The organism is Actinomyces marseillensis, assembly GCF_900155605.1.
Classification (GTDB): Bacteria; Actinomycetota; Actinomycetes; order Actinomycetales; family Actinomycetaceae; genus Pauljensenia; species Pauljensenia marseillensis.
The window spans coordinates 1,234,842-1,246,447 of the sequence record NZ_LT707420.1; the positions used below are offsets into that span (position 1 = coordinate 1,234,842).

At 56.6% G+C, this 11,606-nt stretch carries 8 protein-coding genes, 1 tRNA gene and 1 pseudogene; 4 read left to right on the forward strand and 6 right to left on the reverse strand.

The annotated features are described in order from the left end of the window. Positions 1-516 (reverse strand): sodium:proton antiporter (locus tag BQ8011_RS05400; protein ID WP_200801139.1); only part of this gene is annotated, 516 nt, incomplete at its 3' end. A gap of 139 nt (positions 517-655) precedes the next feature. On the opposite strand from BQ8011_RS05400, the pseudogene BQ8011_RS09305 reads away from it, so the two are divergent. Further along, a pseudogene (locus BQ8011_RS09305) lies at positions 656-1,372 on the forward strand (sulfite exporter TauE/SafE family protein); the annotation flags it as partial. A gap of 40 nt (positions 1,373-1,412) precedes the next feature. On the opposite strand, the gene BQ8011_RS05410 reads toward BQ8011_RS09305, so the two are convergent. After that, a tRNA-Arg gene (locus BQ8011_RS05410) sits at positions 1,413-1,485 on the reverse strand. 110 nt (positions 1,486-1,595) lie between these two features. Between BQ8011_RS05410 and BQ8011_RS05415 the strand changes: the two genes are divergently transcribed. Beyond that, positions 1,596-2,033: a ribose-5-phosphate isomerase gene (locus BQ8011_RS05415; protein WP_072455472.1), complete on the forward strand. Its 438-nt coding sequence runs from the start codon at positions 1,596-1,598 to the stop codon at positions 2,031-2,033. Positions 2,034-2,041: 8 nt separating this feature from the next. Here BQ8011_RS05415 and BQ8011_RS05420 read toward each other — a convergent pair whose 3' ends face one another. Further along, a complete protein-coding gene (locus tag BQ8011_RS05420) occupies positions 2,042-3,274 on the reverse strand; it encodes an Nramp family divalent metal transporter (protein ID WP_072455474.1) in 1,233 nt (410 codons plus the stop codon). Positions 3,275-3,389: 115 nt separating this feature from the next. On the opposite strand from BQ8011_RS05420, the gene argS reads away from it, so the two are divergent. Next, positions 3,390-5,069, forward strand: a complete 1,680-nt coding sequence (argS, locus tag BQ8011_RS05425) for an arginine--tRNA ligase (RefSeq protein WP_072455476.1) — start codon at positions 3,390-3,392, stop codon at positions 5,067-5,069. Between the two features lie 105 nt (positions 5,070-5,174). Here the strand turns inward: argS and BQ8011_RS05430 are convergent, their stop codons facing one another. The 3 genes from BQ8011_RS05430 to BQ8011_RS05440 form a co-directional block, all read right to left on the reverse strand. After that, positions 5,175-6,572 (reverse strand): dihydrolipoyl dehydrogenase family protein, encoded by a 1,398-nt coding sequence (locus tag BQ8011_RS05430; protein ID WP_072455478.1) that lies wholly within the window; start codon positions 6,570-6,572, stop codon positions 5,175-5,177. Positions 6,573-6,651: 79 nt separating this feature from the next. Further along, complete coding sequence (gene hrpB / locus BQ8011_RS05435) at positions 6,652-9,150, reverse strand: ATP-dependent helicase HrpB (protein ID WP_072455480.1); 2,499 nt, start codon at positions 9,148-9,150, stop codon at positions 6,652-6,654. A gap of 22 nt (positions 9,151-9,172) precedes the next feature. Further along, positions 9,173-10,051 carry an aldose-1-epimerase gene (locus BQ8011_RS05440; protein ID WP_072455482.1) on the reverse strand — a complete coding sequence of 293 codons (879 nt, stop codon included), beginning with the start codon at positions 10,049-10,051 and terminating at the stop codon, positions 9,173-9,175. Positions 10,052-10,263: 212 nt separating this feature from the next. On the opposite strand from BQ8011_RS05440, the gene BQ8011_RS05445 reads away from it, so the two are divergent. Then, on the forward strand, positions 10,264-11,589 hold the full coding sequence (locus BQ8011_RS05445; RefSeq protein WP_072455484.1) for a C1 family peptidase: 1,326 nt from the start codon (positions 10,264-10,266) through the stop codon (positions 11,587-11,589). Positions 11,590-11,606: the final 17 nt, after the last annotated feature.

Here is an 11,606-nt window from a genome sequence, read left to right on the forward strand (position 1 = left end):
CGTGAAGGGGACACCGTTCAAGAAACCGAGGAAGAGCGGCGGGTCGCCCAGAGGGGTCAGCAAACCGCCGCAGTTGGCCACGATGAAGATCGTAAAGAGGACGGTGTGGACCTTGTTCACACGCTCGCGGTTGGTGGCAAGCAGGGGACGGATCAACAGCATTGCCGCGCCGGTTGTTCCAATGAAAGATGCTAGAACGCCGCCAATTACCAAGAAAATCGTGTTGTTCCGGGGAGTTGCCCGAATGTCGCCGGCGAGGTGAATACCGCCCGAGACCACGTAGAGCGAAAACAAAAGGCAGATGAATTGGAAATACTCAATTCCCGTGTCAATGAGCGGAGCGCTTCCGGCTTTCCAGAACATCCAGGCGGTCGTCGGGATCGCCAAGACTAGTGCAACCGTCAGCTGGCTGGAATTGCGTTCCCACCAGTGCGAGGTTGCAGGGATTAACGGCAAAACAGCGATGCAAGCGAGCATCGTGACGAATGGAATAAGTGACCACAAGGGGTATTCCAAGGCAACTCCTTGACGTAAAAGCTATGCGGCAACCTGCCATATTCATCCTAGGACATGGGTGCATGGGTGGCACTGAGTGTCTTTGCATGCGGTTATGGGGCATCTATCACGCTTAAAATGGAGGGTACAAGGAGGACGGATGTCACAGGCAACGCGAAATGCCCTGATCCTGATTATTGCGGGGCTCTTCGCTGGTTTTCTTTCGGGAATGTTTGGGATTGGCGGTGGGACGGTCATTGTCCCTGCGCTCATGGCGGTGGGGTTTTCCCAGCGTCAGGCCTCGGCTTCAAGTCTTCTTGCAATTGTCCCCACGTGTTTGTCGGGAGTCATCTCCTACTCCTGGTCGGGGCGCATTGCCTGGGTTCCGGCATTGTTGATGACGATTGGAATGCTCATCGGCGTGCAGGGAGGAACGTGGCTGCTCGCGCGTATGCGTGAAGTGGCTTTGCGCTGGTGCTTCGTTGCCTTCATCCTGACGCTGATCGCGCTTCAGGTCTTCTACGTTCCCGCACGTGAGGGCGTGCTCACCATGAGCGTTGCGATTGCCTGCGCTCTGGTCGCCATCGGGCTAATCTGTGGTTTCCTCGCGGGGCTACTTGGAATCGGTGGGGGAGCAGTTGCAGTTCCGGGGCTGACTTTGCTGGGAATGTCTGACCTGGGCGCGCGCGGGGTCTCTATGGTCGTCATGCTCCCGGGTGCGCTAAGCGGGACCTTCACGAACTATCGCCGAGGCCTCCTGTACTTGGGGCCAGCACTGACGGTGGGCGTCGCTGCGGTATGCGCAGTTCCAGTGGGTGCTTGGTGTGCCTCGGTGTTGTCTCCGCGGGTGGACGCTCTGCTTTTTGCAGCATGGTTCGCAGTGCTTTTAGTGCGCTCAATTATTGCGGCGCGAAAAGTGCCCCGAACAGGATTCGAACCTGCGACCTTTCGCTCCGGAGGCGAACGCTCTATCCACTGAGCTATCGGGGCAACTACGTCAGTTTATCAGTCTTTAGCCCCAGCTCAAACGCTAGTCTTTAAGGCTGGCTACCCCCTATCATGTAGGGGTTCGCAGTCCTCACAATCGAATGGAACTTCATATGCGCGTTCATATTGCGACTGATCATGCAGGTTTTGAACTCAAGGAACATCTGGTAGGCGTTCTGCGCGATGCCGGCTACGAAGTCGTGGACCATGGTGCAACTAGCTATGACCCCAATGATGACTACCCTCAGATGTGCATTGCAGCGGCCGAAGGCGTCGCCGCTGAACCGGGCTCTCTGGGCGTTGTCATTGGAGGCTCTGGAAACGGTGAGCAGATGGCTGCAAACCTCGTCAAGGGAGTTCGTGCGGCTCTGGTGTGGAATGAAGAGATCGCGGTTCTTGCTCGCGAGCACAACAATGCCAATGTCATTTCCGTTGGCGCTCGCCAGCATTCCCTCGAAGATGCCACGCGTTTTGTTCTGACCTTCCTGTCGACGCCCTTCAGCGAAGATGAGCGTCACAAGCGTCGCATCGCCGTCATGGATGCCTACTGATAGATCCTCTAGCCCTGACCGGTGATGGTTAGGTAAGCAAGAAGAATATTGAGCAGAATAATTGCCGCTGCAATCACGGAAGCCACTGTGATTGTCAGCGGCTTATTCGCGTACTCGCCCATGACTTCTTTGGATCGGGTCAGTCGCATGAGGGGAACGATCGCAAAGGGAATTCCAAAGGACAAGGCGACCTGAGAAAGGACTAAGGCCCAGGTCGGTTCTGCCCCCATTCCCAAGATGATGAGCGCCGGAATAATGGTGACGAGTCTGCGCGCTAGAAGGGGGACGTTCACGTGGAGGAGTCCGTTCATGATTTCAGAACCCGCGTAGGCGCCAACTGAAGTCGAGGCCAAGCCCGAAGCCAGAAGACCGAGTGCAAAAATTGTTGAAACCGTTGGACCCAATGCGTGTGCGATCGCGTGGTAGGCACCCTCGATTGTGTCTGTTCCTTCAACTCCGGATAGTGCAGATGCCGCAAGAAGGAGCAGGCCGATGTTCACGATTCCCGCAATGCTCAGTGCCCACAAAATATCGTGGCGTGTTGCTCGAAGGAGCGCTCTCTTGTGGGGGTGCTCAACCTCAGGATCGGTGTGGTGGTCATTGACTAAGGATGAGTGCAAGTAAATCGCGTGAGGCATGACCGTCGCGCCAAGCATGGATGCGGCAACCAAGATCGAATCGGAACCCTTGAAGCGTGGGATCAGCCCCGAGGCTACTTCCGACCACTGTGGGGGAGCGAAGAAGAGTCCTGCAAGGAATCCGGCTGTGATGACAACGAGCATCCCGATGATGACTGCTTCGAAGATGTTTTGACGGCGTCCTTGGAAGAGCAAGATCACGATGGATGCAGCGCCGATGATGACGCCCGACCATAGGAGCGGAATGCCGAAGAGAAGGTTGAGAGCGATAGCTCCGCCGATGACTTCCGCAAGGTCCGTTGCCGCTGCAACGAGCTCAGCTTGGAGCCAGAAAAGGATGCGGTTGCGGGGGCGAAGGCGACTTCCCAAGAGAGCAGGAAGAGACTGTCCGGTGACGATTCCGAGCTTTGCAGAGAGATATTGAACAAGCATCGCTGCGATATTGGATAGGACAAGAACCCAGACCAAAAGGTAGCCGTAGCGCGCGCCAGCTGTAATATTCGCGGCGACGTTTCCGGGATCGACGTAGGCGATTGCGGCGATGAATGCAGGCCCCATGAGTGCAAAAAGCCGATGTTGTTTGAGACGGTGCCCGCTTGCCATTGTTCCCCCGACGCTTGTCAATCTTCGTATAACCGAACTTTACTCCACTATTTTGTGAGCTGTCACAGATCAATGCGTGTGGCACAGGTGCAAGGCAAACTATTACCCTTAAATAGTGACTCCAGAAGAACTTGCATCCCATATTCATGATTTATTGCTCGCCGAGATCGCTCAGGGACATCTGTCTCTCGATCCTGCCGACGTCCCCGACACAGTGAAGGTTGAGCGTCCTCGAAATAGAGATCACGGCGACTGGGCAAGCAATATCGCTATGCAGCTCGCCAAAAAAGCTGGGATGAATCCGCGTGACTTTGCACAGATCCTTGTCAGCGGTCTCAACGAACTCGAGGGCATTGACAGTGCCGAAATCGCCGGTCCCGGTTTTATTAATATTCGTCTTGCTGCAGCTTCTGCGGGCGAACTTGCCCGCACTATCGTCGACGCCGGTGGTGCTTTCGGCCGCGGTGAGTCCATGAAGGGACTGCACATTAACCTGGAGTATGTCTCCGCTAACCCGACCGGTCCGGTTCACTTGGGCGGTGCGCGTTGGGCAGCCGTCGGTGACTCTCTCGCGCGCTTGATGAAGGCAACGGGTGCGAAGGTAACCCGCGAGTACTACTTCAACGATCATGGCTCGCAGATTGATCGCTTCGCGCGTTCGCTCTACGCGCGCGCGATGGGACATGAAGCTCCTGAAGATGGTTATGGCGGCCAGTACATCGCTGATATCGCTGCCCAGGTACGCGAAGATGCGGTCGCGGCAGGAGAGCCTGATCCGGTCACGCTTCCCGAAGAAGAAGCCGTTGAGGCATTCCGTGCGCGTGGTGTTGAGCTGATGTTCGATGAGATCAAGCAGCGTCTGCGCGATTTCCGTTCTGAGTTCGATGTCTTCTTCCATGAGGACTCACTGCATAATTCCGGTGCAGTTGATGCAGCAATCGAGACCTTGCGCAAGCGTGGTGAGGTTTTTGATCAAGACGGAGCCGTGTGGCTGCGGACAACCTCCTACGGAGACGACAAGGACCGTGTGCTCATCAAGTCTGATGGCCAGGCCGCTTACTTCGCCGGCGACGTTGCCTACTACCTTGATAAGCGTCACCGTGGCGCCGACGTTGCGATCTATCTCTTGGGCGCTGACCACCACGGCTACATTGGTCGAATGATGGCAATGTGTGAGGCTTTCGGTGATAAACCGGGCGTCAACATGCAGATCCTTATCGGACAGATGGTGAACTTGGTGAAGGACGGCGTCCCTGTCCGCATGTCCAAGCGCGCTGGAACCATTGTCACCCTTGACGATCTTGTCGACGCTGTGGGTGTGGATGCTGCTCGCTATGCGCTTGTTCGTGTCTCAATGGATTCAAACCTCGATATCGATCTGGATCTCTTGGGATCGAATACGAATGAGAACCCTGTGTACTACGTGCAGTATGCGCATGCTCGCACCCAAAATGTTGCGCGTAATGCTGCCGAACACGGTGTGAGCCGCGAGGCTGGTTTCAATCCTGCAGCACTCGATACCGCAGCTGATAGTGACCTTCTCGGAGTGCTTGCGCAGTTCCCTGCGCAGGTTGCTCAGGCTGCTGACTTGCGTGAACCGCACCGCGTTGCGCGTTACCTCGAGCAGCTCGCAGCCGCCTACCACACGTGGTATGGCCAGTGCCGTGTCACTCCTCGCGGGGAAGACCCGGTGGATGAAGGCCACGTTGCACGCTTGTGGCTCAATGATGCTGTTGCCCAGGTACTGCGTAGTGGCCTGGACCTTCTCGGTGTTGCGGCTCCCGAGCGTATGTGAAGGTAGTTGGAAAGACGCCGTTGGCCCCGCAGTTTCATTCGAAACTGCGGGGCCAACTTGTTTCAGCCTTCGACAGGAGCAGATTCCCTGGGCATCGGGCTTAAATTAGGCAAGAGAATCAAAGAGGATGTTGAGTCCCTCGCTCATGGTCGGGTGTGCGATGGGAAGCATGCGAAGCTGCTCGTAGGTTAGTCCTGCTTCCATTGCAACTTGAACCGCAGTAATAACTTCACCCGATTGGGGGCCTACAAGGGTAGCTCCCAAAATCTTGTGGGTATGCGCATCAACGATCGCCTTCCACTTTCCAGTTGTATCGCGCATAGTCTTTGCTCGAGGAATCGCAGCCGTGTCAATCGAAGCGACAAGAACATCAAGACCGCGCTGCGTGGCTTCGGTTTCGTTGATACCAATACGGCCCAGCTCGGGATGAGCAAAGAGTGCCCAGGGGATCACTCGACCAGCCTTCGAGGTTCGCGGGTCATCCAGGGAAACTCCGTCCATCTGCTCGCGGATAATGCGGTAGTCGTTCCACGAGGCGTGGGTGAACATCGGGGTTCCCGCGCAGTCACCTGCTGCCCATACGCCCTCAACGGGGGTGCGCAAGTGATCGTCAACCTCGATGAAGCCTCGCTCACTCAGGCGAATCCCGGCCTCGGCAAGGCCAATGCCATCGGTGTTGGGAACGCGCCCTGCCGCAACCAATACGCGCTCGGCGATGACTTCGCGCCCATCAGAGAGGTCAATTCGGATGGTGTCGCCGTCCTTTTCAGCCGACTGTGCGCGGGCACCGGTGAGGACAGTCACGCCCTGCTTGCTGAGCACATCCTGGTAGATCGCAGCGATATCGGGGTCCTCGCGATCGAGAATATGCTCGCCCGAAGCGATCACAGTGACCTGCGAACCGAAGGTTGCCATCATCGAGGCGAACTCGACGCCGATGTATCCACCGCCAATGATTGCCAACGAGGAAGGGATTTCTTCGAGGCGGAGGATGTCTTCGCTATCCCATGCGCCTGCTTCCCACAGGCCTGGAATCGGAGGGTGCGCGGGGCGTGTTCCGAGGTTGAGAAGGACTTTGTCGGAGTGGAGCTGGCGTGTCGTACCGTCTTCCATGACAACTTCGACGCTGTGCGCATCGAGAAGCCTGGCGCTTCCACGCATGAAATCGATCCCGGGGGCAGAGAAGAACTTTTCATGCGCGGCGATCATCGCTGAGACAATGCCATTCTTGTGCGCGCGCAGCTTCTCAAGGTCGATGTGGACGTTCCCAGTCCCTTCGACACCGAAGACAGAATCATTGCGAGCCTCGTCGAGGCGACGAGCCGAAGCAACGAGGGACTTTGTGGGGATACACGCCACGTTAATGCAGGTACCGCCGATGAACTGCCGTTCAATGAGCGCGACCTTCCATCCCTGTTTCGCGCGGTTCATTGCCAGAGATTTGCCGGCCTTACCGCCGCCAACAACGATGAGATCAAAGTTCTCCATGGCCTGTCCTTCCATCTATCAAGGCCCACTTCATCCACTTCAACGACATGAATGGCAGGGCATTCCCTGTTTCGTAGGAAGGTGAGGGGAATCACTAAGAATGAGTGCTGTGGCGTTTTGTCCGCGACGTCGGGGCTACAGAGAAGGGATCTTCAGGCCAATGATGCTTGGGGTATCTCCCTCGAAGCTGAGAACGGACCTGCTGGTAGGGCCCCTTCCAAAAAGAGGCAAGATCGCTTGTAATCGCAACGGGGCGGCCTGCCGGATCAGTTAGCTCAACGCGAAGCGGAAGACGCCCTCGAACAAAATGTGGAGTATCGGTCCAGCCGAAGGCCTCTTGGACACGCAAGCGTACATAGGCTCCGTCTTCATCCCACTTCACGCTTCGATGAGCACCCGTAGGAATCGTGATCTGCTGTGGCGCCTCTCGCTCAAGATCCATATTGAGCGGCCAGGGGAGCAGCGCATTCAAGGCCTCGCTCAGGTCAAGCTGAGAAAAGGCCACTCCCGCACTCCACTGCTCGCTCAAGTGATCAATGCATGCAGGAATGATATGGGCGTCATCGAGCGGCGGCCAGGGATCACCGATGAGTTTGTGACACGCCATAATCCTCATACGAAGCTGTTTTGCATTGTCATCCCACGGAAGATCGCTGACGCTCATTTCCTCAAGACTTCGCCGTGCCACCTCGCGTATCTCAGATCGGTCAGGGGAAGACAAACGCGTACTAGAGAGCACGATGGCCCCCAGTTTTTCTTCCTCAAAGCCAATAATTACGCCATTGTCGATACGTAACTGTGAGGTTTTCTCACGCAGGTGTGAAGCCGCCAGATCTACATCGTCACTGTCAATGGGCAGGGCTGAACGGATAATGGCATCCGCATTACCCGCAGATTGAAGCTCGGCGATCGCAATCCACTCGCTACCTTCTAAAGAAGAAGAGGGAGGAAGGCTGGCTCCCTGTCCGGAGGCCAGCAGATACCGCCTGCTCTGTGCTCGTTTACGTGCAATCCGCAAGGGATACGCGAAGGCAACAAAAAGCGGTAGCGCCTGCGAAAGTGCCTGCTTTGTATCCGCATCGAGGTGAGGGCGAATACCGGAAGCTAAACGTGCAGCTGATTCTTCAACTCGTTTTCCCTGAGGGCTCGAAGGGGAAAGAGAATAGACAGCGCTGAACAAATCAGCGCCTTGCGGTCGAAGATCTTCAGATACAAGCGCCGCGCACATGGCTGCGATACCGCTTGGAATACTCCCCTGAAGCGCACTCAAGGCGTGTGCGATTCGAGGATCAACGGGGGCAAGGACCAACTCGCGGCCGTGGGGAAGGGCAAGCCCGGCCTCGTCAATCGCGCCTAGGGCTTGAAGGGAGGTGCGCGCATAGGCTTCGTAGCCCGCGCTCGGGGTATCAAGAAGATGCAAACAGGAGAAGTCCGCACGCGACCAACACGCAACCGAAAGAAGTGGAGGAAGCGGATCGCAGTCGGTGATTTCGGGGGAAGGATGGGCTGGACGCATAGACCAGGTAGATTCCTCCATCGCGCGGATGCACACGCCCGGACCCACTCGTCCCGCGCGTCCCGCACGCTGGATCATTGAGGAACGAGGCGAGGGGATCGTCACCAATGTGCTTGCCTCGCGGGAAGGGGAGAAACGAGTCTGACGGCTCAGGGTTGAATCGATGACAATTTGCACTCCGGGCACGGTCAACGCACTCTCTGCAATAGCCGAAGAGACGATGATTCGTCGTTCATTGGACGGCGAAAAGACCTCATCTTGCCGGGCGGGAGAAAGCTGAGCATGCAGAGGAATGACCTGTGCATCGGCGTCGTCGAGGAACTCACACACCCTTTCGATCTCCCACACTCCCGGAAGAAAAACCAAGATATCGCCGGGATAAGTGTCGAGGCAATCTCGAGCCAGAGAAGCGACATGACGCAAGAAACCGCGGCTGATTCGCTCTCCCTGGAAGACCTCAATCCCGCGCGGCGGTGCCTCCCAGCGGATCGAAACGGGGAATAACTCACGTTTGAGTTCAAAGAAACGCGAAGGAAGATCGCCAAGAAGCTTTCCCAGGGCAGCGTCATCGATGGTTGCGGACATGACAACTAAACGCAAGTCTTCGCGCAATAGAGAGCGGATATCGATGAGAAACGCCAAAGACAGGTCGCTATCGACAGCTCGTTCGTGGAATTCGTCGAGGACGACACATCCGATCCCGTCAAGCCCTGGGTCAGAATGAATCATTCGCGCGAGCACTCCCGGGGTCACGAATTCAATGCGTGTTTCCCTGCTGCGTTGACTTTGCCCACGCACGCTGAAGCCCACGAGATTGCCGAGGCGGTCTTTGAGTAGGCTCGCGAGGCGCCGTGCGCACGAGCGTGCACTCATTCGCCGTGGAGAGCACACAATCACGCGTTCTCCACTCGTGATGAGATCCGCGCAGGCAAGAGGGATGAGCGTTGTTTTACCACTTCCCGCACTCGCAGAAACAATGGAAACACTGCCCGGAGTGAAAGCTTCGGAAAACTCAGGGAGCAAGGTGTGGACGGGAAGGTCCGCTCCGCTCGCAATCGCTTCCTGAAAGGTCAACACCGCATCAGTATCGCACGAAGCTTCACAGGCCGCGGATGGACATTGATAAACGATGCCTTTGACCCGGGGCCAGAGAAACGACATCGATACCCGAGTTAAAAGCGTCGGGCGGGCATGTCATAGGCTCGACCGCTAAACCGGGGCGCCCAAGAGCATCCGCAGTGTGGAGTTGGACCCAGGGCGTATTCGAGGACAAAGAAACGCCTTTGCCCTCATCGTCTGTTAGTCGAACTTCCCACTGTCCTTCAAGGCCCCCGAAGCAATGATCGATGAACAGGTCGCCAATCTTGTGGGCAGCACGGAAATCATAGGCATCGTGAACTGCTTCGATAGCGGTGGGGAGGAGATTTTGATCCGTCACGACGATTGTCGAAGCCGGTGAGCGCAGGGTGCATTCATTCACGCTGCTTGCCGCAAGAAGATAAGGGTGAAGAGAAGAACCATAGGGCGCGGGGGAGTCCCCTAGGTTTTTGGCGGAAATATCGATGCTGAGTCCCTTTTCGGCATCAAGATGAAGATCGAGGCGTGCGCTCAGCGGCCACGGATAGCCTTCCTGGGCGGCAATAAAAGCCTCTAGGACCACGTGCGAGGCCGTCGCATCAACAAACTCCCAAGGAACCCATCCAGCCAGTCCATGCAAGGCGGTGCCGGTCCCGCGATCGTTGATCGGAAGAAGATATTCCTTTCCATCCCAGGTGTAGCGTCCATCGGCAATACGGTTGGGCCACGGGAGAAGTACCTTTCCGGACCAACCGGGAGCAACTTCGGCGACGTTATGAGGGAAGAGCAAATCGCGTCCGCGCCACTTGAATGAAGAAATCCCAGCGCCGACGCTGACGACACTGAGCGCATAGTCCCCGACTTCGCAGGAAAATTCGCGGCCGGAAGCATGGAGAGACATTGTGCACCTCGCTGTGACACCTGCGTGGCCCTTCCACGCTGACTCCACTAGTTTAGGGGCGCTCAGCGAGGATGCGATAAGACTTCAGGCCCGTGTTCGAATGCGCAATACAAAAACGCCTCGATCATGGACAAATACCTTCACGATCTGCCGATACGCGTACTATGAAGAAAGCAATGGCGCTGATAATCAGGACACACGAGAGGATTGACATGCCTGAAATTACGAAGGGACTCGTTGACGACCTCCGCCACGCACACGCGGATGAACTCGCCTTGGCGAGGAACGCCGCGACTCAAATGGGAATCGAAACAGCATCGCTGAACCGTGAAGCTATCCAGCACACGACGACAGCGATCTCGCACCGCCTCGATGAGTGGAAGGCCACTTCGCAGAAGAAGTCAGGCCGTTGCTGGCTTTTCTCCTCGCTGAATTTGCTGCGCTCGCGAGCGCGCGTGAGCCTGGGCGTAAAGAACTTCGAGTTCTCCCAGAGCTACGTCTTCTTCTGGGACAAGTTTGAGCGCGCCAACTGGTTCCTCACCGACATCATCGCAACTGCTGACGAGCCCGTCGACGGTCGCCTCGTGCAGTTCCTGCTTGCCGACGTCTTGGGTGATGGTGGTCAGTGGGATATGGCTGCGTCGATCTACATGAAGTACGGTCTGGTTCCCAAGGAAGTTATGCCCGAGAGCGAGGCTTCGACCAACTCTCATCCCATGAACGCACGTTTGTGTGCGGTTCTTCGTGTGGGTGCGCTTCGTTTGCGCGAGGCCATTGCTGGCGGAGCAGATACAGAAGAGATCGATGCAAAGCGCCGCGAAATCCTTGCCGATGTTTGGAAGATCTTGGTTGTTTCCTTGGGTGAGCCGCCCGCACGCTTTAACTGGCAGTGGCGCGATGATGAAGGGAATTTCCATCGCGATGGCGAGGTGACACCTCATGAATTCTATGAGGCACACGTGGGCGTTGACCTGAGCGACTACATCTGCTTGGTCGATGACCCGCGTCCCGAAAATCCGAAGGGCTCGATGGAAACCGTTGAGCACTTGGGCAATGTCGTGGGCGGCCGTCCGATTCGTTACCTCAACGCTCCCATCGATGCAATCAAGCGCATCGCTGCCGAGCAGATCGTTGCAGGTGAGCCCGTCTGGTTCGGTGCCGATGTCTCTCAGCCTTATGACCGTGGTCTTGGCTTCTTCGTGACGGGAATCCATGACTATGATCGACTGTTCGGAGTTGACTTCTCCTCGACCAAGCTCGAGCGTGTTCGTTCGGGAGAATCCGCGATGGATCATGCAATGCTCTTTACCGGCGTTGACCTTGACGAGGCCGGCGCGCCTCGTGCGTGGAGGGTTGAGAATTCCTGGGGTGAGGAGCCGGGTGACTCAGGCTTCTTCACGATGGATGACCAGTGGTTCACGGACAATGTGTTTGAGGTCGTCGTTCGTAAGAGCGCCTTGCCTGCAGAGCTGGCAGCAAGTCTGGACAAGGATCCGATCGTATTGCCCGCATGGGATCCGATGGGAACCCTCGCCTAAGGTTCATCTCAAAGGAG

Excerpts from the sequence above, each read along its gene's own strand:
- BQ8011_RS05415 (WP_072455472.1), top strand. The coding sequence starts at position 1,596 with ATGCGCGTTCATATTGCGACTGATCATGCAGGTTTTGAACTCAAGGAA.
- BQ8011_RS05420 (WP_072455474.1), bottom strand. The coding sequence starts at position 3,274 with ATGGCAAGCGGGCACCGTCTCAAACAACATCGGCTTTTTGCACTCATG.
- BQ8011_RS05430 (WP_072455478.1), bottom strand. The coding sequence starts at position 6,572 with ATGGAAGGACAGGCCATGGAGAACTTTGATCTCATCGTTGTTGGCGGC.
- BQ8011_RS05440 (WP_072455482.1), bottom strand. The coding sequence starts at position 10,051 with ATGTCTCTCCATGCTTCCGGCCGCGAATTTTCCTGCGAAGTCGGGGAC.
- BQ8011_RS05445 (WP_072455484.1), top strand. The coding sequence starts at position 10,264 with ATGCCTGAAATTACGAAGGGACTCGTTGACGACCTCCGCCACGCACAC.